Source organism: Curtobacterium sp. MEB011 (assembly GCF_030209655.1).
GTDB lineage: Bacteria > Actinomycetota > Actinomycetes > Actinomycetales > Microbacteriaceae > Curtobacterium > Curtobacterium poinsettiae.
In genome coordinates, this window is the sequence record NZ_JARVRN010000009.1 from 1 (window position 1) to 26278 (window position 26278).

29 protein-coding genes are annotated in these 26278 nt (G+C 71.2%); 16 read left to right on the top strand and 13 right to left on the bottom strand.

Features of this window, described 5'->3' with window-relative positions; translation table 11 throughout:
* Positions 1-284, bottom strand: a 284-nt coding sequence (locus QRN30_RS11600; RefSeq protein ID WP_284761118.1) for an inositol monophosphatase family protein, incomplete at its 3' end; no start/stop codon positions are given.
* 241 nt (positions 285-525) lie between these two features.
* On the opposite strand from QRN30_RS11600, the gene QRN30_RS11605 reads away from it, so the two are divergent.
* The 4 genes from QRN30_RS11605 to QRN30_RS11620 all read left to right on the top strand — a co-directional run bounded on the left by QRN30_RS11605 (position 526) and on the right by QRN30_RS11620 (position 5052).
* A complete protein-coding gene (locus QRN30_RS11605) occupies positions 526-1512 on the top strand; it encodes a carbohydrate ABC transporter permease (RefSeq protein WP_017885686.1) in 987 nt (328 codons plus the stop codon).
* Entirely contained in the window at positions 1512-2342 is an 831-nt protein-coding gene (locus QRN30_RS11610; protein ID WP_017885687.1) for a carbohydrate ABC transporter permease, read from the top strand. Before QRN30_RS11605 ends, QRN30_RS11610 begins: the two co-directional genes overlap by 1 nt.
* Before the next feature lie 56 nt (positions 2343-2398).
* A complete protein-coding gene (locus QRN30_RS11615; protein WP_284761119.1) occupies positions 2399-3736 on the top strand; it encodes an ABC transporter substrate-binding protein in 1338 nt (445 codons plus the stop codon).
* Between the two features lie 122 nt (positions 3737-3858).
* Entirely contained in the window at positions 3859-5052 is a 1194-nt protein-coding gene (locus QRN30_RS11620; protein ID WP_056069065.1) for a glycosyltransferase, read from the top strand.
* A gap of 444 nt (positions 5053-5496) precedes the next feature.
* Here QRN30_RS11620 and QRN30_RS11625 read toward each other — a convergent pair whose 3' ends face one another.
* On the bottom strand, positions 5497-6015 hold the full coding sequence (locus QRN30_RS11625; RefSeq protein ID WP_161598062.1) for a GrpB family protein: 519 nt from the start codon (positions 6013-6015) through the stop codon (positions 5497-5499).
* 65 nt (positions 6016-6080) lie between these two features.
* Complete coding sequence (locus tag QRN30_RS11630) at positions 6081-6353, bottom strand: hypothetical protein (protein WP_139179685.1); 273 nt, start codon at positions 6351-6353, stop codon at positions 6081-6083.
* A 311-nt stretch (positions 6354-6664) separates the two neighbouring features.
* Between QRN30_RS11630 and QRN30_RS11635 the strand changes: the two genes are divergently transcribed.
* The 6 genes from QRN30_RS11635 (at position 6665) to eno (ending at position 10780) form a co-directional block, all read left to right on the top strand.
* Complete coding sequence (locus QRN30_RS11635) at positions 6665-7171, top strand: universal stress protein (RefSeq protein WP_284761120.1); 507 nt, start codon at positions 6665-6667, stop codon at positions 7169-7171.
* Positions 7156-7911, top strand: a complete 756-nt coding sequence (locus QRN30_RS11640; RefSeq protein ID WP_350225052.1) for a 2,3-bisphosphoglycerate-dependent phosphoglycerate mutase — start codon at positions 7156-7158, stop codon at positions 7909-7911. The genes QRN30_RS11635 and QRN30_RS11640 overlap by 16 nt, the downstream gene beginning before the upstream one ends.
* A gap of 89 nt (positions 7912-8000) precedes the next feature.
* Positions 8001-8411 (top strand): CrcB family protein, encoded by a 411-nt coding sequence (locus QRN30_RS11645; protein ID WP_017885693.1) that lies wholly within the window; start codon positions 8001-8003, stop codon positions 8409-8411.
* Positions 8408-8779: a fluoride efflux transporter FluC gene (locus tag QRN30_RS11650; RefSeq protein ID WP_017885694.1), complete on the top strand. Its 372-nt coding sequence runs from the start codon at positions 8408-8410 to the stop codon at positions 8777-8779. The genes QRN30_RS11645 and QRN30_RS11650 overlap by 4 nt, the downstream gene beginning before the upstream one ends.
* Before the next feature lie 26 nt (positions 8780-8805).
* On the top strand, positions 8806-9291 hold the full coding sequence (locus tag QRN30_RS11655; RefSeq protein ID WP_042538949.1) for an inorganic diphosphatase: 486 nt from the start codon (positions 8806-8808) through the stop codon (positions 9289-9291).
* Positions 9292-9445: 154 nt separating this feature from the next.
* On the top strand, positions 9446-10780 hold the full coding sequence (eno, locus tag QRN30_RS11660; protein WP_082046908.1) for a phosphopyruvate hydratase: 1335 nt from the start codon (positions 9446-9448) through the stop codon (positions 10778-10780).
* Here the strand turns inward: eno and QRN30_RS11665 are convergent.
* Complete coding sequence (locus QRN30_RS11665; protein ID WP_042538951.1) at positions 10765-11691, bottom strand: LysR family transcriptional regulator; 927 nt, start codon at positions 11689-11691, stop codon at positions 10765-10767. The two genes, eno and QRN30_RS11665, sit on opposite strands and share 16 nt — an antisense overlap.
* Before the next feature lie 207 nt (positions 11692-11898).
* Here QRN30_RS11665 and QRN30_RS11670 point away from each other — a divergent pair, with 207 nt between their 5' ends.
* From QRN30_RS11670 to QRN30_RS11680, 3 genes are all read left to right on the top strand, one after another.
* Complete coding sequence (locus QRN30_RS11670; protein WP_017885698.1) at positions 11899-12927, top strand: TDT family transporter; 1029 nt, start codon at positions 11899-11901, stop codon at positions 12925-12927.
* Positions 12924-13496, top strand: coding sequence for a uracil-DNA glycosylase family protein (locus tag QRN30_RS11675; RefSeq protein ID WP_042538953.1), 573 nt, complete (start codon positions 12924-12926; stop codon positions 13494-13496). Before QRN30_RS11670 ends, QRN30_RS11675 begins: the two co-directional genes overlap by 4 nt.
* 95 nt (positions 13497-13591) lie before the next feature.
* The gene (locus QRN30_RS11680) at positions 13592-14239 is read left to right on the top strand and encodes a recombinase family protein (RefSeq protein ID WP_042538955.1); all 648 of its coding nucleotides are present in this window, start codon (positions 13592-13594) and stop codon (positions 14237-14239) included.
* A 105-nt stretch (positions 14240-14344) separates the two neighbouring features.
* On the opposite strand, the gene QRN30_RS11685 is transcribed toward QRN30_RS11680, so the two are convergent.
* Both QRN30_RS11685 and QRN30_RS11690 read right to left on the bottom strand, forming a co-directional pair.
* The gene (locus QRN30_RS11685) at positions 14345-14716 is read right to left on the bottom strand and encodes a hypothetical protein (protein ID WP_284761121.1); all 372 of its coding nucleotides are present in this window, start codon (positions 14714-14716) and stop codon (positions 14345-14347) included.
* A complete protein-coding gene (locus QRN30_RS11690) occupies positions 14670-15086 on the bottom strand; it encodes a hypothetical protein (protein ID WP_284761122.1) in 417 nt (138 codons plus the stop codon). The genes QRN30_RS11685 and QRN30_RS11690 overlap by 47 nt, the downstream gene beginning before the upstream one ends.
* Positions 15087-15320: 234 nt before the next feature.
* Here QRN30_RS11690 and QRN30_RS11695 point away from each other — a divergent pair, with 234 nt between their 5' ends.
* Positions 15321-15833 (top strand): hypothetical protein, encoded by a 513-nt coding sequence (locus QRN30_RS11695; RefSeq protein ID WP_139179712.1) that lies wholly within the window; start codon positions 15321-15323, stop codon positions 15831-15833.
* Between the two features lie 15 nt (positions 15834-15848).
* Here the strand turns inward: QRN30_RS11695 and QRN30_RS11700 are convergent, their stop codons facing one another.
* From QRN30_RS11700 to QRN30_RS11710, 3 genes are all read right to left on the bottom strand, one after another.
* Positions 15849-17222, bottom strand: coding sequence for a cation:dicarboxylate symporter family transporter (locus QRN30_RS11700; protein WP_259575367.1), 1374 nt, complete (start codon positions 17220-17222; stop codon positions 15849-15851).
* A 176-nt stretch (positions 17223-17398) separates the two neighbouring features.
* Positions 17399-18391 carry an endonuclease/exonuclease/phosphatase family protein gene (locus QRN30_RS11705; RefSeq protein ID WP_152427134.1) on the bottom strand — a complete coding sequence of 331 codons (993 nt, stop codon included), beginning with the start codon at positions 18389-18391 and terminating at the stop codon, positions 17399-17401.
* A 210-nt stretch (positions 18392-18601) separates the two neighbouring features.
* The gene (locus QRN30_RS11710; RefSeq protein WP_071251461.1) at positions 18602-19288 is read right to left on the bottom strand and encodes a hypothetical protein; all 687 of its coding nucleotides are present in this window, start codon (positions 19286-19288) and stop codon (positions 18602-18604) included.
* 132 nt (positions 19289-19420) lie between these two features.
* On the opposite strand from QRN30_RS11710, the gene QRN30_RS11715 reads away from it, so the two are divergent.
* A complete protein-coding gene (locus QRN30_RS11715) occupies positions 19421-20758 on the top strand; it encodes a nucleotide disphospho-sugar-binding domain-containing protein (RefSeq protein WP_262159923.1) in 1338 nt (445 codons plus the stop codon).
* An 84-nt stretch (positions 20759-20842) separates the two neighbouring features.
* On the opposite strand, the gene QRN30_RS11720 is transcribed toward QRN30_RS11715, so the two are convergent.
* The gene (locus QRN30_RS11720; protein WP_017885707.1) at positions 20843-21592 is read right to left on the bottom strand and encodes a GntR family transcriptional regulator; all 750 of its coding nucleotides are present in this window, start codon (positions 21590-21592) and stop codon (positions 20843-20845) included.
* 241 nt (positions 21593-21833) lie between these two features.
* Between QRN30_RS11720 and QRN30_RS11725 the strand changes: the two genes are divergently transcribed.
* Positions 21834-24005, top strand: coding sequence for a phosphocholine-specific phospholipase C (locus QRN30_RS11725; RefSeq protein ID WP_194590570.1), 2172 nt, complete (start codon positions 21834-21836; stop codon positions 24003-24005).
* Positions 24006-24149: 144 nt separating this feature from the next.
* Here the strand turns inward: QRN30_RS11725 and QRN30_RS11730 are convergent, their stop codons facing one another.
* The 3 genes from QRN30_RS11730 to QRN30_RS11740 all read right to left on the bottom strand — a co-directional run bounded on the left by QRN30_RS11730 (position 24150) and on the right by QRN30_RS11740 (position 26268).
* Positions 24150-24626, bottom strand: a complete 477-nt coding sequence (locus tag QRN30_RS11730; protein WP_284761123.1) for a hypothetical protein — start codon at positions 24624-24626, stop codon at positions 24150-24152.
* Between the two features lie 56 nt (positions 24627-24682).
* Positions 24683-25336 (bottom strand): hypothetical protein, encoded by a 654-nt coding sequence (locus tag QRN30_RS11735; protein ID WP_284761124.1) that lies wholly within the window; start codon positions 25334-25336, stop codon positions 24683-24685.
* A gap of 98 nt (positions 25337-25434) precedes the next feature.
* Complete coding sequence (locus QRN30_RS11740) at positions 25435-26268, bottom strand: hypothetical protein (RefSeq protein ID WP_284761125.1); 834 nt, start codon at positions 26266-26268, stop codon at positions 25435-25437.
* Positions 26269-26278: the final 10 nt, after the last annotated feature.

Here is a 26278-nt window from a genome sequence, read left to right on the forward strand (position 1 = left end):
GTGCTGCCCGTGGTGTCGGCGCTGCCGGTGGTGTCGGCGCTGCCGGGGCCGCCGGTGGTGCCGCCTTCTTCGCCGAGCACGACGGAACCCGGCACCGCCGCGGTGAGCACCGCGGTGATCGCCTCTTCGGCCGCGCGGTCGTGCAGGGTCACCACGTCGTGCGCATCGCGCTTCGTGCTGATCGTCATCGGGGCGCGGAACACGGCGAGGAGGTCGGGCGCGACGGCACGCGCGGCATCCTCGGCGATCACCCGGAGCGTCTGGGGAGCAGGATCGGTTCGCATGGTCCCCGGTTGTACGACGTCGAGGCCCCTGGACGGCGAACCACGCCGGTCGTCGGCCCGAACCGCAGGTGAACGGGTGGGTGCGAACGGTGAACGGCGGCTCTCCGCCGACGGAGGGGTTGAACGCCGCGTGAACGGGTGACGGCGGGTGATCGACGCGCCTTGACCCGTCTCCGGCACCCGCCGCAGAGTGGAGTCGTTCCCGGATAGGGAACGTTCCCTACTCGGAGGTGTCCGCCCCATGACGGTCCCCGTCACGTCCGGCCTGCTCGCCGGTCCCCCGCGTACCGCGGGATCGCCCCGGCCGCCGCAGTCGCGGCGTCCAGCACGGGCGGCCCGGTCCGCCCGGTCGTCGTTGCGCTCCGACCGACGGCTCGGTCTGGTGCTCCTCGCACCGGCGCTGCTCGCGTTCGCGGTCTTCGTCTTCTACCCGCTCGGCCGCGTCCTGGTCCTCAGCACCCAGGGCACCGACATCTTCGGCCAGCCGGCCGGCTCGGTCGGGCTGCAGAACTACGTCCGCACGTTCACCGACCCCGCGTTCGGACGGACGATGCTGACCACGGCCGTCTTCTGTGTCGGCGTGGTCGCCGGGCGGATCGTGTTCGGGCTGCTCGTCGTCGTGCCGCTCACCGTGAAGCTCCGCGGTCTGCCGGTGTTCCGAGCACTCCTGACCGCGCCGATGGTCGTCTCCGTGTCGGCCGGGTCCGTCGCGTTCGCAGCGATGCTCGCTCCCGGCAACGGGCTGTTGAACACGGTGATCACGCAGTTCGGCGGAGCACCCGTCCCGTTCCTGACGAGCACGCAGTGGGCCCTGGCGAGCGTCATCGTCGTCACGATCTGGGGGTCGCTCGGGTTCACCGTGCTGCTCCTGCTCGGAGCGTTCGGCGCCATCGACCAGGACGTCATCGAGGCCGCGCACCTCGACGGGGCCGGCCCCGTCCGGACCCTGTGGTCGATCTCGTTGCCGCTCGTCACCCCGACGCTCTTCTTCGTGGTCGTGACCGGCACCGTCGAGGCGCTGACGACCTTCGGACAGATCCAGATCCTGACCGGTGGCGGTCCAGCCGACTCGTCGAAGACCCTCGTCTACGCCATCTACCAGCAGGCGTTCGGGTCGGGCAGTGCGAACTTCGGCCTCGCCGCCGCGCTCGGGGTCGTGCTGTTCCTGCTGGTCCTGGGGCTGTCGATCGTGCAGTTCGGCGTGCTCGAGAAGCGGGTGAACTACTGATGCGCCCCGTCACCGTCCGCCGGCTCCGGAGCGCCTTCGTCTACGCCTGGCTCGTCATCGCGGTCGTCGTCGTCTGCTTCCCCCTGTACTACGTGTTCGAGGGCGCACTCACCCCGACCCGGTACCTGGACCAGGGCCTCGCCGGTCTCGTCCCGATCCACCTGACGCTCGACAACATCGTCCGCGCCACGCAGGTCGTCCCGCTCGGAGCGCAGTTCCTGAACAGCGTCGTCGTCACCCTCGCCCAGACGGTGCTGCAGGTCGTCATCGGCATCATGACCGCCTACGCGCTCGTGTTCTGCCGGCTCCGCGGCACCCGTGCCCTGTTCCTCGTCCTGCTCGCCAGCCTGATGATCCCCGGCGAGACGACCCTGATCGCGAACTACCTGACCGTGGCGTCCTGGCACCTCATCGACACGCTCCTGGTCGTCTTCCTGCCGTTCGTGGCCTCGGCGCTGACGATCTTCCTGTTCCGCCAGGCGTTCCTGAGCTTCCCCGACGAGCTGCGGGAAGCCGCGGTCCTCGACGGCGCCGGGCACTTCCGGTTCATCCGGTCCATGCTGCTGCCGCTCACCCGCCCGACGCTCGTCTCGGTCACGCTCGTGAGCGCGACGGCCGCGTGGAACGGGTTCTTCTGGCCGCTCCTCGTCACCAACTCGCCCGAGCACCGCACCGTGCAGGTCGGCATCGCCCAGCTGTCCGACGCCGAGGCCGCCGACATCGGCGTGGTCCTGGCCGGCGCCGCCATGGTGACCCTCCCGGTCCTCGTCCTGGTCCTCGTCGCCCAGCGGTTCCTCGCCGGTGGCCTCACCGCCGGCGCACTCAAGTGACGACGCACACGTTCCCCTCCCCGATCCCCGCCCGCCCCGCACCCGAAGGACGCACCATGCCCACTCGTCGTTCCACCGCCCTCACCGCACTCGCCACCGGCGCCGTCGCGGTCCTCGCCCTGACCGGATGCTCCACGTCGAGCTCGGCGTCGGAGCGCTCCGGCCCCGTCACCGTCGACTTCTGGCACGCCATGTCCGGTCCTGCGGCGACCGAACTCGACGCCCTCGTCGCACGCTTCAACAAGCAGAACGACGACCACATCACCGTCAAGTCGTCGTTCCAGGGCGACTACGCGGCCGTCCAGACGAAGTACACGGCGGCGGTGCAGTCCGGCTCCACGCCCGACCTGCTCATGATGAACGACGTGTCGACGGGCTTCATGATCGACTCCGGCCAGACGGTGTCCCCCGCGACGGTGAGCGGCTCGACGTCGAGGACCGACACGATGGCACCGGCCGTCTCGACCTACTACAGCGACGGCAAGTCGCTCGCGGCGATGCCGTTCTCGGTCTCGATGCCCGTGCTCTACCTGAACAAGGCACTCGTCGCGAAGGCCGGCCTCGACGCTGCGAAGCCGCCGAAGACGCTGGCCCAGGTCGCCACCTGGGCCGAGAAGATCCACGCCGCGACCGGTGGCTACGGCATGAGCATGAACATGGGCGACTCGTGGATGCTCGAGGAACTGAGTGCCTCGGGCGGCCAGCCGTTCTGCACGCCGGACAACGGCCGGAAGGGCAAGCCCGTCACCGGCGTCTCGCTCACCTCGGACACCCAGGTGCAGTTCATGAGCACGCTGCAGAAGCTCTACCAGGACGGCGCCGCCCTGAACCCCGGCACCGACTCGACCGTGCAGAACTCGGCGTTCTCGAGCGACAAGGTCGGGATGCTGCTGACCTCGTCCGGCGCGTACACGACCGTCGACCCGGACGGCTCCAAGTCGGTCGTCGCCCGGTTCCCCACGACGTCGGACTCCGACGACGCCGGCCAGGTCATCGGCGGCAACGCCCTGTGGATCTCCGGCAAGGGCCACTCCACCGCCGAGCAGAAGGCGTCGTACACGTTCGCCAAGTGGCTCCAGAGCCCCGACGTGCAAGCCGAGTGGGCGAAGGCGACCGGCTACGTCGCGATGAACACCGACTCCGCGAAGACCACCGTCGGCAAGCGCTCCCTGTCCGACCCGAACATCGCCACCATGTACCAGCAGCTCACCGACGACCCCACGAGCGTCGCAGCGGCCGGCTGCATCACCGGCGCGTTCCCGACGGTCCGTGCCACCGTCATCGGAGCCTTCAACCGCATCGTCGAGGGTGCCGACGTCGAGTCGACGATGCAGGACGCCGAACAGCAGGCCGGCAAGCAGATCGCGTCCTACAACGAGGCCGCCGGCAAGTGAGCACGGTCGGCGCGTGAGCGCCCCGCGAGGCTGACCAAGGGTTCATGGAGCACGGCCGCCGTTCGCCATACGGTTGTCTGACGAAGCGGGCAGGCAGCCCGCACGACGATCGGAGCCCTGTGGTGTCTGCTGCGAACGGCCGGCCCGGCTACGGTGCTCCGGAACCCCTGCGCATCGTGTTCTCGTTCCCGCGGGGGCGCGGACACCTCGCACCGATGCTGCCGCTCGCCCGCGCGGCCAGCGCTGCCGGACACCGGACGGCCCTGAGCGGCGCACGCGAGGCGGTCCTCGAACAGACCGGCTTCTCGCACCGGCAACCGCGGGACGTGGAGCTGCCGGCGAGCAGGCCGGGCACCGGCACCCTGACCCCGATCGACCCGAGCACGGTGCTCACCCGCGTCCCCCAGGTGTTCCTGGGGGACGCGGCCGCCGGTGCCGTCGTCGACGTCGGACGGCTGGTCACTCGGTGGACGGCTGACCTCGTGGTCTGCGGGGAGTTCGACTTCGGCGCGATGACCGCCGCCGAACGAGCCGGGGTGCCGTGCGTGGTGGTCCTGGCCTTCGCCTCGGCCGGCGGGACCTGGCGCGAAGCGGTGCGAGAGCCGCTCGAGGCGCTCCGTCGACGCGCGGGACTCGGGCCCGACCCGGAGCAGCACATGCTCGGCGGCGCGCTCACCGTCGTCCCGTTCCCGGCGTCGATGCGATCCGGGCGCGAGCTGCGTGGCCCGGTGATCCGGATGCGACCGGACACCTGGTCGTCACCCCCGTCGGACGCCGCGGCGTGGTTGGCCGCCGGCGACGGACCCCGCGTCTACGTCACGCTCGGCACCGAGTTCAACACGAAGTCCGGCGACCTGTTCGCTCGGCTGATCGACGCGCTCGCCACCCTGCCTGCGCGGATCCTCGTGACGACCGGACCCTGGGTCGACCCGACGACCTTCCCGGTGCCGGCGGGTCCGGGGACGATCCGGGTCGAGCAGTACGTGCCGCAGGACTCGGTGCTCGGGCTCGTGGACCTGGTCGTGAACCACGGCGGATCCGGATCGGTGACCGGGGCGCTCGCGCACGGGGTGCCCCTGCTGGTCCTGCCGCTCGGTGCGGACCAGTTGCCGAACGGCGGCTGCGTCGAGGCCCTGGGCGCCGGACTCGTCCTCGACGCCGCGACGGCGACCGCGGAGGACATCCGCACCACCGCGTCGCGGCTCCTGACCGACCCGGCGTTCCGCGTCGCCGCCGGACGGATCCGGACCGAGATCGCTGCCGGCGAGACCCCGGCCGTCGTGCTGGACGCCGTCGAGCGCCTGGTCGGTGGGTGAGCGCGCACCGCGGTGACGAGCGCCGATCAGCCCGATGCTCGGCGCACCAGGCACGTGTGAGGACGGCGTCTCGCCCGTCCTTCGGAAGGATGCACTCCCCTTCCGCTCGGCCCGCTCGTTGCACCGGGCCAACAGGTTGGGTCCGAGAGTCCCCGATTCGACCCTCACACGGCGCGAGGGCAGAACGTGGAGCCCGTCAGCAACCACTACGACGCCTTTGCGATGAGCCCGGTCCCCGCTCCCAGCCCTGACGCCGTCGCTGCCAGCGAGGTCGCCGCTGTGGTGCGTTTGGCGCCCCTTCACCGGGCATTTTTGCGGGACAGGCATGCGGCAACACCCCCGGTCAGGCGGCAGTACACAACAGAGGCTGTCGAAGGCGGCAACTGTCATGGAGCGGTGAACCACCGCCTTACGGGCACGTTCTGCCGCCCGCCAGACACACCACTATTTGTCGTAGACCGGTACGGAAGGAAGACCTCGGTCAGCTCGGGCACGATCAACGATGGACTGGATGACTGCCGTCTTGGCTGCGTTATACGAAGCTCCGCGCTGCTGAGCTCCCTCTGCGGCAGCAACTTTCGCCGCCTCGTAACGCCTCATGTCCTCGGGGTGGTTGAGGAGCCAATCCCGCAAGATGCGCTGGTTGTTGTGCTCCCATTCGTCTGCCGTGAAGAAGTGCGCGATACGAAGTCTTCGCCCGTCGCGCTCGAAGACCATCACGGGATGGGAACGCACGCTGCTTCCAAGTTCCCATCCGCCAGCTTCCAAGCGCTGGCGGTGGGCCTCGAAGTCCGCGCCGTCGCAGACCCGGACTGCAAGATCGATGATTGGCTTCGCGGCCAGACCAGGAACAGAGGTCGAGCCGATGTGCTCGACGAGCCAAACACTGTTCCCCAGCTTCTGGATCTCCTCAGCGGCAGCCTCGAATTGGTGTGGCCAGGACGGATCGTACGGAACGAGCACAGTTCGCACTCTAGATCCCGCTGCCGTCGAGCCGCTGCCCGGCCACCGATCGGTCTGCGGGACGATCAGCGACCGAACTTGCCGGTGGTTCGCTTGGACTCCCATCGATCGAGCTGGTGCAGCTCATTCCGAGAGTGCCCGACCGCGGCCATGGCCTCCTTGATGCGCGCGAGCGACAGGTCTGCGGCGGCCGCTTGTTCCAACAGCCGCGGCATCATCTCGTCGCTCTGGCCGTTGCGATCCCACCCGTTGTTGCCGATGAAGTGCAGCGTCTCGAGAAGGTCGCGCTGCTGGTTGGTGAAACCGATCCAAGAGAGATCAGCAGGAGGGGTCGTCATGACTCGATTCTGCTGGTCCACTCCGGTGTTCGATGACCGATCGTCCACCGGACACTCCGAGATCTGCGCCAGCCCCCCCCCCCCCCGGAATCCGTCTGTGGGCAGCTTCGCTCCGTGTCGTCGGAATCGCTTCCTTCGGTGTCGGGACGTCACGGGTGCGCGAGACGGCTCGCGTGACGAGGGGTTCGGGTGCATACTGGTGGTGTCTTCGGACCCGGTAGTGGGGCTTGCCGGACCCAACCTCGACAGTTGTCGACAACAGTCCCTATCTCAGCTGGTCGCGTTTCTGCGCGCCTGAGGTAGGGAGTGTCATGACAGCACCAATAGGTACCGGACCGGTCGTCGTCGGTGTCCTACCCGGCCTCGCGCCGGCGGTGATCGAGGTTGCGTCGTCCATCGCGCGGCGCTTCGGTACGACGCTGGTGTGCGTCAGCGTGGATGCGTCGCTCATCGATGCCGGTACGCGCTCGGACGGGTCGGTGATGGCGGAACCGATCGACCCTGACACCGCTGACACGACACCGCAGGGCTTGTCTGACAGTGACGAGGCGGCAGTACGTGCTGCCGCAACGACCTACGGCGTCGACGTCACGTTCGTTGCCGGTGTCGGGGATCCGAGCCGGGCATTGTCGCAGGTGGCCGAAGACCGCGACGCGGCGATGCTGGTCGTCGGGGCCAGGACGGGAGCGGGTCGAATCGCGGAGTTCTTCACGGGGTCGGTCGCGGCACGACTGACCCATCGACAGCACCGTTCAGTGCTCGTGGTGCCCGTTGATCCGGTCGGGTTCGATGCCCCGCTGCCGTGGGAAACCCCGTGACCGGCCAGCTTGTTCTGCTCCGCCACGGACAGAGCACTGCGAACGATGCCGGCACCTTCACCGGCTTGCGAGACGTCGCGCTGACCGAACAGGGTACCGCCGAAGCGAATCGGGCTGGGTTGCTGCTCCTGCATGCGGGCATCCGACCGGACCTCGTGCTCACGTCGACGCTCGAGCGGGCGCTCCACACGGCGGAGCTCGTCACCGACGTCGTCGGACGTGATGCGCCGATCGAGTCGTCGTGGCGGTTGAACGAGCGGAACTACGGCGCACTCACCGGCATGTCCAAGCAGAGTACGCAAGCGGCGTTGGGGGCGGAGCAGTTCTTCGCTGTTCGCCGGACCCGCACGGGTCGGCCGCCACGCATGTCGATCCGCGCGTGGTTGGCGCTCCGGCGGACGCCGGCGCTTCGTGGACTGCCGTGGGCGGCAGTTCGTCGAACCGAGACACTGTCCGACGTCATCCTCCGGGTCCGACCCGTCCTGTCGGACCGAATCACCCCGGCACTCCGCGACGGGCAGACAGTGCTCGTCGTCGCGCACGGCAACTCATTGCGGGCACTGTGTGCCTGCATGGACGGCCTGACCGACGGTGAGCTCGCGGACCTGAACCTCCCCACGGGCGAACCCCTGGTCTACCGGTTCGACGGCGACGGTGGGTTCTGTCCGCGGGGTGGGGAGTACCTGCATCCGGCAGCACGAGCAGCAGCGGCAGCGGTCGCTGCGGAAGGTGGAACATGACCTCCAGAACGGACACGGACCTACCCGATGGGCAGCTCCCGCCCGACCCGGACATCGACGCCGATGACCCGGAACGTATCGCCAGGCCAGTGCATCTGCGGTGGCGGTACCTCGGTGTCGTCGCACTCGGCGGCGCCATCGGTACCGCCGCACGTGACGGACTCAGCACCGCGTTCCCCGCTCAGCACGGGGTGTCCTGGGCGATCTTCTGGATCAACATCGCCGGCGCGCTCCTACTCGGTGTGCTGCTGGAACACCTCGCGCATCGCGGACCTGACGAAGGGCGCCGCCGGGCACTGCGCCTGCTTCTGGGAACCGGTGTCCTCGGCGGGTTCACCACCTACAGCACCCTCGCGACCAGCACCGCGGTGTTGTTCCTCGCCGGCCGCGGGTTGTCCGGCACCGGGTACGGGCTCCTGACGGTCCTGGCCGGCGCGATCGCCACCGGGAGCGGCCTCGCGATCGCGGGCTTGGTCCGACCGAACGGAGCCACATCATGAGCGCCCTGGCATTCCTCAGCGTCGCTGTCGCTGGCGGCGTCGGCGCGGCCGCACGGTTCTTCGTGGATGGTGCGATCAACCGGGGTCGGCAGTTCCGGCTCCCGGTCGGGACGCTGACGATCAACATCACCGGCTCGTTCCTGCTGGGCTTGATCACCGGCGCCGCCGGTCACCTCGGCGCTACCCCCGTCGCGCTGCTCGGAACCGGGCTCATGGGTGGCTACACCACGTTCAGCACCGCCAGCTTCGAGACCGTCCGCCTCGCACGCACCGGCCGCACCACCGCGGCTGCCGTGAACGGGCTCGGGATGCTCGTCGTCTCCGTCGCCGCAGCCGCCGGGGGCGTCACCCTCGGCACCCTCACTTGACCATCCGACTGGGAGAAGAACAGCTCATGCACTTCGACATCACGATCGAGATCCCCCGCGGCAGCGGCAACAAGTACGAGGTCGACCACGCCACCGGACGGATCCGCCTGGACCGGGCGGTGTTCACCAGCATGGTGTTCCCGCAGGACTACGGCTCGATCGACGACACGCTCGGCGATGACGGCGACCCCCTCGACGCACTCGTGCTGCTGCCCCGGCCCACGTTCCCCGGCGTCGTCGTCGACGTCCGCCCGGTCGGGATGCTCCGCATGGTCGACGAGAACGGCGGCGATGACAAGATCCTCACCGTCCCCGCCGGAGACGTCCGCTTCGACCACGTCCAGGACATCTCCGACGTCGCCGAGCCGGTCTTGGCGGAGATCGAGCACTTCTTCGCCCACTACAAGGAGATCGAGCACGGCAAGCACGTCACCACCAACGGGTGGGCGAACCGTGTCGACGCCGAAGCCATCATCCGCTCCGCACAGGAACGGTTCACCCCGCACCCCTGACCGGCACCCGCGCACCCGCGCACCCGCGCACCATCCAGTGCGCGCCCTGAACCGCCGTGGGGAGGCAACTGGCGCCCAGTGATCGCCAGGAGGTCGTCCTTCCGCCTCCCCGCGGCCCACACCAGCACGACCAACCCGAAAGGCGACAACCGCCATGAACGACTACATCAGCAACGTCCACCACACCACCCACCATCAGGGCGAGTACGTGACCCACACCAGCCGCCGCGTCACCATCAGAAGCCTGCACGGCTCCCGGATCCTCGACTCCCGCGGCTGCCCGACGATCCAGGTGCGTCTCGAGCTCGAGGACGGCACCGTCGTCACCGGTGACGCCCCCGCAGGCGCATCGACCGGCGCGCACGAGGCTGTCGAGCTTCGCGACGGCGGCAGCAGCTACGGCGGCCGCGACGTGAGCCAGGCGCTGCACCTCATCGCGACGGACGTCGCACCGATGATCACCGGTCAGTCGTGGACCTCGATCGGGCAGGTCGACGCCGCCCTCGCTGCCCTCGACGGCACCCCGAACTACCGCCGGCTCGGTGCGAACAGTGTCGTCGCGACCTCGATCGCCCTGGCACGCGCTCTCGCGGCCGCAGCGGAGCTGCCGCTCTGGCGTTGGATCGCAGACGTCACCGGCAGCACGCCCCGCCTGCCCGTCCCGCACTTCAACGTGCTCAACGGCGGAGCGCACGCAGCGAACGCGCTCGACTTCCAGGAGTTCATGATCGCCCCAGTGAACGCCGACACCATGACCGACGCGGTTCGGATCGGGTCGGACGTGTACCACGCACTGGCGGCACTGGTCCGGGAACGGTTCGGCAGTCTCGGTCTCGGGGACGAAGGCGGCTTCGCCCCATCGATCGCCGCGCCCGAGGAGGCCCTCGACCTCCTCGTCGCCGCGATCAGTGCCGCTGGCTACGAGCCCGGCGTCGACACCGTCGCGATCGCACTCGACCCGGCGGCGAACGAGTTCGCGCTCGGCGACGGTAGCTACCGGGTCGTGGATCGCCGTCTCGACCGCGCAGGCATGGTCGACTACTACCGCGACCTCACCAGCCGGTATCCGATCCGGAGCATCGAAGACGGCTTCTCCGAAGATGACCACGGCGGCTGGAAGGCGATGTCGTCCGCGCTCGGCGGCATGCTCCAGATCGTCGGCGACGATCTCTACGTCACCGATCCACAGCGCATCCGCGACGGCGGGAAGGACGGGCTCTCGAACGCAGCGCTCATCAAGCCGAACCAGATCGGCACCGTCTCCCAGACCCTCGACGCGATCGGCGTAGCACGCTCGCTCGGGATGCGGAGCATGGTGTCACACCGGTCCGGAGAGACCACCGACACGTTCATCGCGGACCTCGTCGTCGGCACCGGAACCGGGCAGATCAAGTCAGGCGCCCCCGCCCGCGGAGAACGCGTCGCGAAGTACAACCGGCTCACCGAGATCGCGGAGAACAATCCGGAGCTGCCCTACGGGCTGCGCTGACCCCGACCGGTCACCTCGTGGGCGACGCGCAGGAAAGCAGAAACAGCTGGCTGGGGCTCTCCCGACCAGATCGCCCGCAACGGCCGGGCAAGTGGCGCTCCAGAGAGCGGGACCCGCACCAGCGACCCGTCGTTGATGTCGGCGGCGACCGTGCGAAGGCTCATCACCGCCGGTGCAATCCCAGCCTGCGCATTCGCCCGGATGATGCTCGTGGTCTCCAGCACCGCGGCCGGAACCGACATGTTCAAACCGGCCTCCCTGAGCCATGCGGCGAGGGTCGCGCGAGTCCCGGAACCTTCTTCCCGCAGGAGCAGAGCCGTCGCCGCCAGGACCTCCGCACTGATCCCGGTCGACCGAGCCCAGGGATGGCCCGGCGCAACGACGACCGCGAGCTCATCGTCCGCGATCACCTGCGCGGACACACCTGCTGCCGTCACCGGGGTTTCCGTGAACCCGAGGTTCGCGCCACCCGACTGCACGAGGTCCGTCACCGCGGCGGAGTTGCCCGCGATCAAACGCACCCGCACGTCGGGTTCACGGCGTCGGAATTCGAGCAGCCAGCCCGGCAGCAGCAGCTCCGCGATCGTCTGTGACGCTGCGACGACGAGCGAACCCGTGGGAGCCCGCAGCGCAGCCACTCCTGCCTCGAGGTGGCGAGACCCGTCGAGGACCGGTCCGGCCAGCCCGACGACGAGCCGGCCGGTCGCGGTCAGCACCGACCCCGTGGTCGAGCGGTGCACCAACAAGTGGCCGACCATGCGCTCGGCGACCCGGATCCGAGCAGACACTGCCTGTTGCGTGACGCCGAGCGCTCCAGCGGCAGCGGAGAAGGAGCCGGTCTCGGCGACGCATGCGAGCGCGTCGAGTGTGTCGAGGTCGAACGTTCGGTCCGTGAGTCGCCGTAGTGCCACAACCAACGATTGTGCCCCGCCAAGAGGTTCCCGGTACCGCCAGAGGCAGGATTCGCGCAGGCTTGGCCCATGACAACGCTCCGCACCGACCCTGCACCCGCGAACGGTAGCCAGCTGCCCCAACGGCCGCAGACGACGTTGTTCCGTGACCTGGAGCGGCCAGGCCTGATCGTGTCGAATCTCACACCGAACTGGTTCGCATCGATCATGGGCACTGGGATCGTCGCTGTCGCAGCTGCGTCACTCCCACTGCAGTTCCCCGGTCTGCGCATCGCGGCGACGGTCGTGTGGGCGATCGCCGCGGTGCTCCTCGTCGCCCTCACGATCGCGACGGTGCTGCACTGGATCCGCTACCGGAGCACCGCAGCCAGGCACCACCTCAACCCGGTCATCTCCCACTTCTACGGCGCACCACCGATGGCGTTCCTCACCGTCGGCGCCGGGACACTCCTGCTCGGCAAGGACTGGGTCGGCCTGCCGGCCGCCGTCACCATCGACTGGGTCCTGTGGACCATCGGCACCATCGGAGGGCTGCTCACGGCAGTCCTGGTGCCGTACCTGGCGTTCATCCGCCACGAGAACAAGCCCGACTCCGCGTTCGGCGGCTGGCTGATGCCCATCGTCCCGCCGATGGTGTCCGCCTCCACCGGCGCCCTGCTGCTGCCGTACGCTCCCGCCGGACAGGCGCGGGAGACGCTGCTGTGGTCCTGCTACGGCTTCTTCGGGCTCAGTCTCGTGACGTCGCTGGTCGTGATCACGCTGATCTGGAACCGGCTCGCGCACCACAAGGTCGGGGCCGCCGGCATGGTGCCGACCCTGTGGATCGTCCTCGGACCCGTCGGACAATCCATCACGGCGGTGAACCTCCTCGCATCGAACGCACCCACCGTCGTCGACGCATCCACCGCCCACGCGCTCCTCGTCGTGGCGCTGGTGTACGGGTTCGCGATGCTCGGCTTCGCGCTGCTGTGGACCGTCATCGCCCTCGCGGTCACCGTCCGGACCGCCCGCGAACACCTGCCGTTCAGCCTGACCTGGTGGTCGTTCACGTTCCCCGTCGGCACCTGCGTCACCGGACTCAACGGGCTCGCCCTGCACTCGGGCCTGACCGTCGTTGCCGTCCTCGCCGTCATCTACTACGCCGGCCTCGTCGCCGCATGGATCACCGTTGCCCTTCGCACCTTTCACGGATCCGTCATCCGTGGCACCCTGCTGGCACCGCCACAGCCGTCATGAGTACCCCCGAGGAACTCGCTGACGTTCGATCGCTGAACGGTCTTGCGGAGACGTGGCGGACCGCGCCCGACGGCAGCCGACGGTTCGTCCCGAGCTTCGACCCACGATCCGGCGGCAGATCCAGCCGCGTCCTGGTCCTGATGCAGTCGCCCGGCCCCCAGACCATCGCCGCAGCGCACGCAGCCATCTGCAGCGAGGACAACCCGGGCCCGACCGCGGCCGCGTTCCGAGCAGCCCGTATCGAGTCCGGGCTCGCACGCGGCGAGTACGTCCGCTGGAACCTCATCCCATGGGAACTGCCCGACCGCGTGCGACTCGCGGACGTCGACGAGGGGCGGCATGCCCTTGCCACACTGCTCGCGGCGCTCCCCGCTCTCACTGCGATCGTCACGTACGGGGCCGTCGCCCTCGACGGCGTCATGCGACACCTCACCCTGGACGAGCACCCCCGACTCCTCCCGGTCATCGCAGCACCACATCCGTCTCCCGCCAACGGCCGCCATCGCTCGGAACAACACTTCCGTTCCGTGCAAGCACTCCGGCTCGCCGCGCGAGCGCGACCCACGTAACAAACACCTCCGATTCCGCTGCACCGGAGCTTGAGCAGGTCGGAGCGTGGCTCAGACCGGCGTGTCTTGGAGCGAAACCCAGTTCCTGCATCCACGTGCCGCTACCGCGCCGGTCGGTCGAGTTTCGCTCCGTTCTCCTCACGGGTCACCTCCTCGGGTACGCGCGCGTGTCCACCACCGACCAGGACGCGTCGCTGCAGATCGATGTGCTCAACGCCGTCGGCTGCTGCCGCGTGTTCGTCGACACCATCTCCGGCTCGCTCCGACACCGGCCCGAGCTCGACAAGCTCCTCGACCAGCTCCGCGCCGGCGACACCCTCGTCGTCTGGCGGCTCGATCGGCAAGGTCGCTCCATCCGGCACCTCATCGACCACCTGCACGCCCTCGCCGAGCGCGGCAGCGGGCTCCGGTCGCTGCAGGAGACCATCGACACCACCTCGCCCGGCGGGCGGCTCGTGTTCCACGTCTTCGCCGCACTGGCGGAGTTCGAACGGGACCTCAGCAAGGAACGCACGAACGCCGGCCGTGCCGCCGCCCGAGCCCGCGGCCGGACCGGTGGCCGTCCGTCGCGGCTCTCCGTGGACCAGGTGCGCACCGCGCGCCGGCTCGACGAGCAGCAAGCGATGACCGTCGCGCAGATCGGCGACGTCCTCCGCGTCAGCCCCACCACCATCGACCGGGCTCTCGGCCGTCACACTGAACCAGTCACCGCGAGGCGGTCCAGGCCCGCACCCAACCTGTAGCCAGCGCTGGGACGCGCGCGGCTGAGCCCGACACCGACCGCCGCGAAAACGACGACACAGAGCGAAGCTGCTCACAGCCCGGAGGCCCCACCACGGCATGAGCCCTCAGCGCACCAGGCAGATCGTGCGGAAGTCGACGTCCGGTCCGGGCCGCGTGTACGACGAGGTGCTCTCGAGCCAGTCGGCTGTGGGTGAGATCTGGTCGGGGACCAGGTCCGCCTCGGAGCGGGCACCGATGCCCTCGGACTCCCAGTACGAGCGGACGCGGTCCACGTCGCGGTTCGCACCCTCGATCATCGTGTGGTCCTCGGGCAGGAGCTCCTTGCCGTCGGCGTCGGTGTACTCCCCCGGGGCGTACCAGTACGTCCACCGCACCCCCTGGTGGGCGTTCGACAGCTTGCACTCCTCGCTGTACGCACCACCGGCTCGCTCACCATCGCGGTAGGCGGACTTCCGGTCGCCGCCGAGGATCCGCACGGTGCGGTCCCCGATCCGTTCGAGTGTGCCCCCCGGCGTCGCCGTCGGCGAAGTGCCGCTCGGCGGCGGTCGCCGGCTGCGCCCTCTGCCGGGCGTCGGCGGCCATGCTCCGCACCTGTGACGTCAGGACCAGACCGTTCCACGGCACGGCGATGACCAGCACGACGATCGCCGCGACCACGGCGGCCAGCGAGTGCCGCCGTTCGCGCCGGCGAGCCCGGACCTGCACGACGAGCACCACCGCCGGGATCCCCACGGCCAGCGCGGCCCCGATCACCAGCCGGGTCAGCACGCCCCCTGGGCCGAGCCGGTCGTCCATCGACCCGAAGTCACGCTCCAGGTACGCCCCGATCTGGACCACCCAACTCACGACGAGCAGCACCGGCAACACGAGCGCGATGGCGATCGCGTTGCCCCGTCCCGTCGTCGGGCCCGTCCCGTGGTCGCGCCAGTCCTGCTGTTCGGTGCTCAGGTCCGCCCCGCCCCCGTGGTGTCGGGGCCATCCTGCCAGCAGAACGCACCACCGGCCCCGCGACCGTCGCCTCCGTTCCACCCCCGAAGCGGTGGTGCCGCAGCGGCACCGGTTGCTGCCAAGATGACCGACGTGACCACGACCACTCCCCACGCCGATCCCGACGCCGCTGCCGGCGACTTCGAAGGCGGATGGTTCCGCATCGACGACGACGTGGAGCACCTGGACTACCTGGTGTGGCGCCCCGCCACGGACACCGACGCCGCTGCTGCAGCCCCGGGCCCGGCCGCCGTCATCGTCGGCGGCGAACCGCGTGAGCACATCGGTTCGACGCTCCCGCTGGCGCAGCTGCCGGAACTCGACGCGGCACGTCAGCGCACCGTGCGGAAGCTCTGGAGCAGTCTGATCAACCTCGTCGTGGGCGCGATCGTCATCACGGTGCTCGAGCTGTCCGGGCTGCCCTGGCGAACGGATCTCGGCAGACAGCTCCTGATCGGACTCGGGACGATCCTGCCGACCACGTCGCTCTGCACCGCGATCTGGTGGCGCATCACCCGTGACCCCTCGGGCGCAGTCGTGCGCAAGATGGGCGGACACCGGACCCGCCAGCAGTACGACCAGCAGCGCGCCGTCCTCGACCGCTGACCGCGCCGCGGCCCCTCACCGAACCCGCGCCGTCGCCGTCACCGCGGCCGCACCCGCAGCACCCGAACCACCCGCAGCAGACTCCGGCTCCGACGACGGCCGGACCCCGCGCCCGGGCCGCAGCACCGCGTCCACCCGCTCACGGTCGAGCGCACCCTGCCACCGCGCCACCACCAGCGTCGCGACGCAGTTGCCGAGCAGGTTCACGCTCACCCGCATCGCGTCCATGATCCGGTCGGCGCCGAGCAGCAGCGCGACGCCCGCGACCGGGAACAGCCCGAGACTCGTCGCCGTCGCGGACAGCGCCAGGAACGACGACCCCGGCACCCCGGCCATGCCCTTCGACGTCAGCAGCAGCACCCCGAGCGCGGCGACCTGCTGCTCGAGCGTCAACGGCACCCCGAACGCCTGCGTCAGGAACAGCAGCGAGATCGACAGGTAGATCGCTGCCCCGTCCAGGTTGAACGAGTACCCCGTCGGCACGACGAGCCCGGCGACGCTCCGTGAGACGCCGACCTCGGTGAGCCGGGTGATCATCCGCGGCAGCACGGCCTCGGTCGACGCGGTGCCGAGGGCCAGCCCGAACTCGGCCCGGGTGTGCCACACGAACCGCCAGATCGGCACCCCGGACAGCAGCCGCCCACCGACGAGCAACGCCACGATGAACACCGCGGCGGCGCCGTAGCAGGCGGCGATGAGGAGTCCGTACGACCCCAGGGTGTCGACGCCGTACTGCCCCACCACGTACGCCATCGCGCCGAACGCACCGAGCGGCGACAGGCGCATGACCCAGCCCAGGATCCGGTAGACGACCTCGAGGCACAGGTCGAGCCCCCGGACCAGCGGCCGCGCACGCTCGCTCCCGATCGCGGCGATGGCCGCGCCGACGAACACCGCGAAGACGAGCACCTGCAGGATGTCGTTCGTCGCGAACGCGTTCACGACGCTCGACGGGATGAGGTCGAGGATGAAGGTGCCGGCGTCCGGAGCCGTGCCGCCCGCGGTCTTCGCCGCCACGGCCGAGGCGTCGAGCGACGACGGGTCGATCCGCAGGCCGGCGCCGGGGCGCACGAGGTTGCCGACCAGCAGACCGAACACGAGCGCACACGACGACGCGAGCAGGAAGTAGACCATCGCCTTGCCGGCGATCCGTCCCACCGACCGCAGGTCGCCGACGTGCACGATGCCGGTCACCACGACGATGAAGACGAGCGGCGCGATCACCATCTCGATCAGGCGGATGAACCCCTGCCCGACGACGTTGAGCACCGGCGCCGCGGCCGGGAAGCAGACCCCGACCGCGATGCCGAGGGCGACGCCGATCGCGATCTGCACGAACAGCGACTGGTACCAGCGAGCGGGGGCACGATCCGTGGTGGTGACGTCCATGCACCCACCCCACCGTGCGCGTGTTTCGACGACGTTGCGAGCCTGTTCCCACCTGACGCGCCCCACGCACGCCGAAACGGGCCGGAACAGGGCCCCGCGAACGCCGAAACAGGCCGGAACAAGGCCGCGCACGCCGAAGAACGGCCCCGCACGCCGAAACCGGGCCGTGGTCCGCCTCAGGTGCGCGTGACGACCGTCAGGGTGGGCCGGTGCCGGGCACCCGAGTGGTCCTCGGCCGTCAGCACGCTCCACGACCGGACGACACCGGCCGACGGACCGGCCGACGGACCGACCAGGGTGTGGTCGATCGGCATCGCCAGCCGCGGATCGAGCCACGTCGGCCACGTGCCGAGTGCCGCGGCGTGCACGGCCGACGCGGCGTCCCGGCACGACCCGAGGCGGCCGCCGTCGAAGCTGTCGACCGATCCGTTGAAGTCCCCCGACACGATGACGTCCGCGCCGCGGCCGCACTGCTCACCGATCCACCGCAGGTCGGTCCGCCAGCCCGCCAGGCCGCCGGGCAGCACCGGCTGCGGGGCGTGCACCGCGACGATCGTCGGGATCGACGGTCCGGACACCGTCATCGTCTTCACCGGGTCGACACCGGGACGCATCGACGCTCCGGAGGCCAGGTCGGCGCGGACGAGCACCGCCACCTGCGCGCCCTGCCGGCGCATGAACAGCCGCACCGGCCGACCGTGCTCGCCCATCGAACGCGCCACCGCGGCGGCAGCGCGTCGGTCCCCCGCGTCGGGCAGCACGACGACGTCCGCCCGTGCGGACAGCGCCGCCCGGGCGACACCCTGCGGACCGACGAGTCCCCCGTTGGTGTTCCACTCGAACACCCGGAGCGAGTCACCCGCACCGCTGACGGCCCCGACGTCCCACCCCCGCGCGCCGAGGACGGCCGTGTTGGCCACGGCGACGACGAGCACGACCACACCGACCGACGCGGCAACGAGTCGCACGCGACGCACGACGACGGCGACGAGCAGCAGCGAGAGGCCGACGGCGGCCAGCCCCACGGTCACGAGGGAACGTGCCGGCAGCACGGCGGCGAGCACCGGCGCTCGCCCGATCCCGAGCCACGGAGCGGTGACGAAGGCGACACCGACCAGCAGGGTCGCGACCACCACGGTGGTCCGGACAGCAGCCGCACGACGAGACACCCCTGGATCCTCGCGCACGGACCCCCTCGTCCGCCGGCGAACGGCGACGACGCGCTGAGGATCCTGCTGGGTCCCGGCACCGCAGCGGCGCGCTGCGCCAGCCCACGCCGTGGACCGCGTGACGACGGACGGGAGGCGCGACACCGGCCGGCACCGCGCCTCCCGTCCGCCACCGCGCACGTCGCGGGCCGCACGCGCGACCGCGGGCAGCTAGCTGCCGACCCCCTCGACCACGCCCCATACGAGCACGCCGACCGTCACCAGGGTGCCGAGCACCGAGACGATCGCCGCGACGACGCCGAGCCGTCGCCCGCGACCCGGCCGCACGATCGCGACCACGGCCAGGATCGACGCGATGAACTGGAACGGCCACCCGAGCACGAACACCGACGGCCAGCAGCTGCAGTACAGGCCGGTCAGGGCGAAGAACAGCGCGAGCAGGGCGATGCCGAGCCGGTTCGCGCCGGCGTCGTCCGGCTCGCCGCCCACGCTGTCGGCGCCGTCGTCGAGCGGGCCGCCCGGGTACGGGTTGTCGGGCCGGAGCGCCTGCAGTGCCCGGATCCGCTCGGCGTCGAGCGCACCGTCGCGGGCACGGGCGGCATCGGCCAGCGCGAGGACGTCGTTGCCGTGCCCCGCGGCCTCGTGCTGGGCGACGGCCCACGCGAAGAGCGCGCGCTGTCGGGGGTCCGATCGGGTCGCCGCGTCGACCGCCCAGCCGAACGTGGTGAGGAAGAGCAGGCCGCCGAACGCGGTCAGGAGCCCGCGTCCCGGTTCGTCGGGATCCGCCAGGAAGAGCACGACGCTGCACGCCACCATCCCGACGCCGAGCAGGGCCGTCGCCCAGATCTGGCCGCGCCAGTAGCCGTTGCCCGAACTCGCCCCCGCGGGTGTGGTCATGCAGCGACCCTAGCGCCCCGGTGCGGACGCTCGAGGACTCTCACCCATTCCCAGTCCGTGCCGCGCCACGCGCGTGCTCGCCGCACCTACGCTCCGAGCGTCCGGTCATCCCCAGCGTCGAAAAGCGGCCCCGTGTCCTCGTACCTGCTCTGTTCACCGCCCGTCTACGGCCACCTCGCGCCCCTCGTCGACGTCGGACGTGCCCTCGCGGTGCGCGGCCACGACATCACCGTGCTGACCGGCACCAAGTACCGCGAGCTCGTCGTCGGCGCGGGGCTCCGGTTCGCTGCGCTGCCGGCCGACGTCGACTTCGACGACGCCGACCTGCAGGAGCGGCTCGCCGACGCCAGTGCGGCACGCGGGATCGCGGTCGTCCGCGAGGGCATCATCGCCATGTTCGTCCGGGCGATCCCGTCGCAGTACCGGGAGCTGACGGCGCTGCTGGCAGCGGGGCGCTTCGACGCGGTGCTCGGCGAAGCGTCGTTCACCGGGCTCGCGCCGTACCTGGCCCTGCCGCCCGCGGAGCGTCTGCCCGTGCTCGGGATCGCGACCACCCCGGTGACGCTCACCAGCGTCGACGCGGCACCCTTCGGCACCGCGCTCCCCCCGGGTCGCGGGCCGGTGGCTCGCGCGCGCAACCGACTGCTCACGGCGGCGCTCCACCCCGTCCTCACCCGGCCGCTGCGTCGCGCGGTGGACGCCGTGCTCGCCGAGGTGGGGGCACCGCCGTCGACGATCGACACCTTCGACTTCGCGTACCGCGCGTTCGACACCCTGTTCCAGATGAGCGTCCGGGAGCTCGAGTACCCGCGCCGCGAGCTCCCGGACACGGTCCGGTTCGTCGGTCCGGTCGTGGCCCGTTCCGCGCCGACGTCCGCGGCCGACCTGCCCGCGTGGTGGGACGACCTGGACACCGACACCCCGGTGGTGCTCGTCACCCAGGGGACCATCGACACCGTCGACCTCGGCCGGCTCCTCGCGCCGACCCTGCGCGCCCTGGCGGACGAGGACGTCCTCGTCGTCGCGACCACGGGAGGCCGCCCGGTCGACCAGCTCGAGCGCGCACTCGGCACCGCCCTGCCCGCGAACGCCCGGGTGGCGACCTTCCTGCCCTACGACCAGCTGCTGCCGCGGTGCAGCGTCGTCGTGACGAACGGTGGGTTCGGCGGGGTGCAGCGCGCCCTCGCGCACGGCGTCCCGCTCGTGGTGGCCGGGTCGACCGAGGACAAGCCGGAGGTCGCCGCCCGGGTGGCCTGGGCCGGGTGCGGGCGGAACCTGCGTTCCGGGACACCACGGCCTCGGGCGATCCGTCGGGCCGTCCTCGAGGTCCTCAGCACGTCGACCCACCGCGCCCGCAGCCGGCAGGTGGCGGCGTCGATCGCGGCCCTGCCGGACCCCGTCGACGTCATCGAGGCCGGGCTGGCGGCGGCCGTCGCCGCGGCCACCGCGGGCGGCACCCAGCGACGCTGACCCCGCCTGCCGGCCCACGTCGTGGGGCTGCACGGAGACGGACAGGAGGCGCGGTGCCGGCCGGCACCGCGCCTCCTGTCCGTCTCATCCCGCGTCGTCGGGCCCGGCGCCGACCCGCGGTGCCGCTGCGGACGCCGTCCGGATCCGGAGCGGCACCGTCCCGGCGACGTACCGGTCGTCGCCGGCCTCGAGCGGTCGGCCGTCCTCGGCGGTGCTCGACCGGCGGACCTGCAGGAGCGCCGCCCCGGGCCGCACCCCGAGGAGCGCGGCGTCGGCGTCGTCCGCCAGCAGCGCGTCCACGGTGGTGACGGCGGAGCCGACCCGGATGCCGAACCGGTCCTGCAGGGTCGCGGACACCGACGTCTGCCCGCCCGGGATCGTCCGGATGACCGCGGCGACCCACGGCGCGTAGGCGGTGCGCTCGAGCATGACGTCGACGCCGTCCAGGGAGCGCACCCGCGCGACGTGCAGGACGGGCTCGTCGGGCGCGGCGTGGAACAACCGCCGCTCACTCATCGTGGCGGGGCGCTCCTCGACCGCCACCACCCGACCACCCGGCTCGTGTCCCCTGGCCCGAGCCAGCTGACCGAACGACTCGAGCGCGCCGGCGTCGTGGCCGAGCGTCGCGGTCCGGACACGCCAACGGGACCCCGGACGTGCCGTCAGCACCTGCCGGTCGCGGAGCAGACCGAGGGCATTCCGCACGGTGCCGCGCGCCACCCCGTAGTCGGCGGCCAGGTCGTGCTCGCCCGGCAGGAGCCCGGTGGCGTCGAACTCACCGCGGAGCACCCGGTCGGCGAGGTCCTCGGCGAGGTCCCGGAACAGTGGTCGCACCCCGTGATCCTCCCCCGCCCCAGCTCCACCTGTCCAGGTGCGTCGGAGTTCTGGTGGCAGCCACCCTGAGATGACAGGGTCCTGCCACGGCGCACCTGGACAGGTCGATCCCGATTCCACCGGACGCGTTCACCCCGCTGCCACGACCGGGCCAGGCACGGTTCAGCGCACCTCGTTGTCATGCTGACGGGTGCTCTTCCCCCGCAGCGCCCGCACTCCCCACCGATCTGGAAGGCCCGCGATGAGCACGAGGAAGCCCGAACACGGCGCACCCGACGTCAGCCTGGACGCCGCACCACCGCTGACCCCGGACGCCGCGTACACCGCAGCGGTCCGCCCCGGTCTGAGCCGCCGCACGGTCCTGGTCGGCGGCGCGGCGGCGATCATGGCCGGCGTCGCCGCAGGCTCCGCGTTCGGACCGGGCGCGGCCGACCGTGCCAGCGCCGCGACCGCCCGTGCCGTCCCCACCGGCACGATCGCCGACGTCAAGCACGTCGTCGTGCTCATGCAGGAGAACCGGTCCTTCGACCACTACTACGGCACGATGCCCGGGGTCCGAGGGTTCTCCGACAAGCAGGCGCTCGAGCTGCCGACCGGACACGACGTCTTCCACCAGCCGGCAGCGGCCCGCACCGACGGCGGCGCCATGCTGCCGTTCCGGCTCGACACCACGCGGTTCAACGCGCAGAACGCCGACGGCCTCGACCACTCCTGGGGTGGCGGGCACACCGCGTGGAACGGCGGGGCCTGGAACCGGTGGGTCGACGCGAAGAGCGCCCAGACGATGGGCTACTTCACGAGCGAGGACATCCCCTACCAGCGCGCACTCGCCGGCGCCTTCACGGTCTGCGACGACTACCACTGCTCGCTCAACGGGCCGACGACGCCGAACCGCCTGTACCAGTGGTCCGGCACGATCGACCCCCGCGGCACCCAGGGCGGACCGGCGACCGACAACCCGGCGGACTACGAACCGGTGTTCGCCTGGACCACCTACGCCGAACGGCTGCAGGCGGCCGGGGTCACCTGGAAGACCTACGCCAACGACGAGGTCGGCGACAGCTCCGCCGACCCCTACGTCGGCGACTACGGCGACAACCCGCTCTGGCTGTTCGAGCAGTACCACCGCGCCCTCGCATCCTCGGACCCCGCCCAGCAGGAGCTCGCCGCGCGTGCCGGGCTGCACGACGGGTGGAAGCCGAACTCCGGCAAGGGCCTCGACGTCACCCACCTGCTCAGCCAGTTCGGGCAGGACTGCGCGACCAACAGCCTGCCCACCGTGTCGTACGTCGTCGCCCCCTACGGCTGGAGCGAGCACCCCGCGGCCAGCCCGGACTACGGCGCCCACTACACGAACGCCGTGGTGCAGGCACTCTTCAGCAACCCGGACACCTGGGCCTCGACCGTCCTGCTCGTCAACTACGACGAGAACGACGGGTACTTCGACCACGTCGTCCCCCCGTTCGCCGAACCGGGCACCCCGGACGAGTACGTCGACGGCCTGCCCATCGGCATGGGTGCCCGCGTGCCGATGACCGTGGTGTCCCCCTGGAGCCGTGGCGGGTGGGTCAACTCGCAGGTGGCGGACCACACCTCCGTGATCCAGTTCCTCGAACACGTCACGGGGGTCCGCGAGCCGAACATCTCCGACTGGCGACGGACAGTCTCCGGCGACCTGACCAGCTGCTTCGACTTCAGTGCCCCCGACCCGAGCATCCCGGGCGCCGACGTCGTCCCCGGCATCGAGCAGACCCGCGCGCTGGTCGCTGCCGCCGACGCCGACCAGGCCAAGCCGCCCATCGAGGAACCCGCGATCGGCGCGCAGACGGTGCCCGTCCAGGAGCCCGGCACAGTCCGCCGTCGGCCCCTGCCCTACCGACAGCACGCGGACGCGACCGTCGACCACCGCACCGGTCGGGTCACCGTGGCGCTCGCGAACGACGGCCGCCAGGGCGTCAACTTCCTGGTGTACCCGAACACCGCGATGCCGTTCGCCGCCCACCCGAAGACCGTCCCCGTGGGAGCGAGCGCCGACTGGGTGTGGGACACCACGACGACCGGCGGCGCGTACGACGTCAGCGTCTACGGACCCGACCGGTTCCTCCGGCGCTTCGCCGGGACCGTCACGGTCGGCGGCCGGGCGACCGGTGGTGTCCCGCACGTCTCCGTCGTCCGGGACACCCGCGGCCGGCGAACCCTGCAGCTCCTGCTCGAGAACACCGGCACGGGCGAACTCCGCTTCGAACTCGTGGCCAACGACTTCGTCGAGCACCGCGAGACCGCGCACGTCCGTGGGTCCGGGCACAAGACGATGCACTGGCCGCTCGACGAGTGGGGCTACTACGACGTGGTCGTCACCGCGGACGGTGTGCCCGGGTTCCGGTACCGGTTCGCCGGGCGCGCGGAGCGCTGACGCGAGCCGACCCGTGGGGGTCGGCAGGGGCGGTCAGGCCGCGTCGACGACGAGACGGGAGGCCCGGTGCCAGCTGGCACCGGGCCTCCCGTCTCGTCTCGTGACCGTCTCACGTCCGTCCCGCGTGCCGTCTCGCTTGCTGTCTCACGCGTCGGCGGCGGTCCCGGCGGGTGCGACCGGAGCGACCGGTGTCGCGGCTTCGGCGTCGGCTTGCGCCGCCTGCCGGGCGAGCACCCGGTCCAGGAAGCGTTCGACGAACGGCAACCCGATGACGACCGCACCGACGACGGCCGCGACGGGGACGATCACCGTCCAGCCGCGCAGGGTCGAGTAGATGGTGGCACCGAGGAAGGCCCACACCACGATCGTGAGCGGCCGGAGCGGGCCGACCGCCTCGTGCAGGGTCATCGCTTCGCCGAGGGCGGGCAGGGCACGCCGTCCACGCAGCGTCAGCACGACCCCGATCACCAGGAGAGCAAGACTCCGGACGGTACCGACCCACGCAACGTCACTGCCCGGATCCGCCAGCACGCGCTGGACGAACACCACCGACCCCAGGAGCCCGGCGGCGAACACGAAGACGATCACGAGGACGGTCAGCAGACGGAGGGAGCGGCGCACGAGGACTCAGCATAGGGACCCGTCGCGGCGGCCCGTGCTCCGGTTCCGTTCCGGTCCTAGGCGACGACCACCTTCGCGTTGACCAGGATGTCGTGCAGGTCCGGGCGGAGCGCTTCCTGCGACGTCGTCCGGACCTTCACGATGAGCGCGGCCCCGGGCTTCGCGAAGGCGCGCGCGACCGTCGCCGACCACGAACCGTCCGTGTTGTGCCCGGCGATCGACAGGAACTGCGCGGTCCCCCCGGTCATCGTCGGCAGCAGCTGCTCCTCGAGCCGGTCGGCCGGGAGACCCGCCGCGGTGAACAGCTGCTCGGTGGCGGCGCGGTCGCCGATCGTCGGGTCGAGGTCGGTGAGCCGCTGCTGCGTGATGGTCGCCACGGAGCCGTCGGCGTTCGTGTACTCCCTGGACCCGCTGGTCGGGTCCTCGCCGGTCTGCTCCCAGCCGTCGAGTGCCGAGATCTCGAGCCCGAACGCGGGCAGGGTGCTCGACGAGAGCGCGGCGCCGTCCTCGAACGACAGGTCCTTCGTGGCAGCGTCGACGGTGGGTGCAGCCGACGGTGTCGGCGTCGTTGGCTGCGTGGGCGTCGACGACTGCGGTGCGGCCCGCTGCGTCCCCGGCGCCGTCGTGCCGGTGCCGGCGCAGCCGGAGAGTGCGAGCGCGACGATCGCCGCCGCTGTCCCCGCCGTGGTCATCCTGGATGTGATGGACATGTGGTTCCCCCTCGGATCCCGCCGTGCGCCCCGTGCACCGGTCGGTCCGACTCGGAGCCTACGGGTCCGATCGACGGCGCGCCGCTCGGGCTCGCGTATCAGCCGACCGGACCGGCGGTGTACATCGGTTCGGCGCCGGTCGTCACCGATGCCCGCACCCCGCCGCCGACCAGACGGACCGTCAGCGTCCCGCTGAGCGCCGTCGCCGACAGCGACACCCGTCCGTGCAGCGCCGCCCCGCGCGGCCAGCAGGCGCTCGTGCCCTCGAGTTGGTCGGCCGACGCGACGAGGCAGATCGTCGAACCGTCCCGACCGACCCCGGCCCAGACGTTCCACGGTGTCGCCGCGTCGTCGCCCGACAGCGATCGGTTCGTGAACACCAGACGGGTGCTCGAGCGTTCCATCGGCGTCGCGATCCCCGCTGGCGTCCGGTCGGCGACGGTCTGCGGCTGCTCGAACCGCCGGTCGATCGTCACCGCCCCGGCTGGCGGCGTGACGGTGTTCGTGGGGTCGACGGGGCGCGCCCCCAGCGACAGTCCGACCCCGGTCCCCGCGACGAAACCGATCACGACGGCGGCTGCGCCGAGGGTCCAGAGGACGCGATGGTCGGAGCGTCGGATGCGAGCGGCTCGTCGGCGGACGCCGGCCAGGAGGCCCCTGCCGCGGTCGTCCGCATCCGTTCCGCGGTCGGCGGTTCGCGTTCCGTGCGCGTCGGCTGCGGGTGCGCGGTCGGCGGCTCGCGTTCCGTGCGCGTCGGCTCCGGGTGGGCGGTCGGCGCTGTGCGGGTCGGCGTTGTGCAGATCGGCGTGGGAGCGGGCGGCGAGGGCACTCCGCGCGTCGGCCGCGTCGGCCGGCGTGGACGCGGCTCCCCAGGCGATGCGTTCCAACCGCGCACGTTCGGCATCGGCGTCGGCGTCCTCGGTCGGGTTCATCGCGCTGGTC

Excerpts from the sequence above, each read along its gene's own strand:
- QRN30_RS11605 (WP_017885686.1), top strand. The coding sequence starts at position 526 with ATGACGGTCCCCGTCACGTCCGGCCTGCTCGCCGGTCCCCCGCGTACC.
- QRN30_RS11610 (WP_017885687.1), top strand. The coding sequence starts at position 1,512 with ATGCGCCCCGTCACCGTCCGCCGGCTCCGGAGCGCCTTCGTCTACGCC.
- QRN30_RS11615 (WP_284761119.1), top strand. The coding sequence starts at position 2,399 with ATGCCCACTCGTCGTTCCACCGCCCTCACCGCACTCGCCACCGGCGCC.
- QRN30_RS11630 (WP_139179685.1), bottom strand. The coding sequence starts at position 6,353 with ATGACGACCCCTCCTGCTGATCTCTCTTGGATCGGTTTCACCAACCAG.
- QRN30_RS11635 (WP_284761120.1), top strand. The coding sequence starts at position 6,665 with ATGACAGCACCAATAGGTACCGGACCGGTCGTCGTCGGTGTCCTACCC.
- QRN30_RS11650 (WP_017885694.1), top strand. The coding sequence starts at position 8,408 with ATGAGCGCCCTGGCATTCCTCAGCGTCGCTGTCGCTGGCGGCGTCGGC.
- QRN30_RS11655 (WP_042538949.1), top strand. The coding sequence starts at position 8,806 with ATGCACTTCGACATCACGATCGAGATCCCCCGCGGCAGCGGCAACAAG.
- eno (WP_082046908.1), top strand. The coding sequence starts at position 9,446 with ATGAACGACTACATCAGCAACGTCCACCACACCACCCACCATCAGGGC.
- QRN30_RS11670 (WP_017885698.1), top strand. The coding sequence starts at position 11,899 with ATGGGCACTGGGATCGTCGCTGTCGCAGCTGCGTCACTCCCACTGCAG.
- QRN30_RS11675 (WP_042538953.1), top strand. The coding sequence starts at position 12,924 with ATGAGTACCCCCGAGGAACTCGCTGACGTTCGATCGCTGAACGGTCTT.
- QRN30_RS11700 (WP_259575367.1), bottom strand. The coding sequence starts at position 17,222 with ATGGACGTCACCACCACGGATCGTGCCCCCGCTCGCTGGTACCAGTCG.
- QRN30_RS11710 (WP_071251461.1), bottom strand. The coding sequence starts at position 19,288 with ATGACCACACCCGCGGGGGCGAGTTCGGGCAACGGCTACTGGCGCGGC.
- QRN30_RS11725 (WP_194590570.1), top strand. The coding sequence starts at position 21,834 with ATGAGCACGAGGAAGCCCGAACACGGCGCACCCGACGTCAGCCTGGAC.
- QRN30_RS11735 (WP_284761124.1), bottom strand. The coding sequence starts at position 25,336 with ATGTCCATCACATCCAGGATGACCACGGCGGGGACAGCGGCGGCGATC.
- QRN30_RS11740 (WP_284761125.1), bottom strand. The coding sequence starts at position 26,268 with ATGAACCCGACCGAGGACGCCGACGCCGATGCCGAACGTGCGCGGTTG.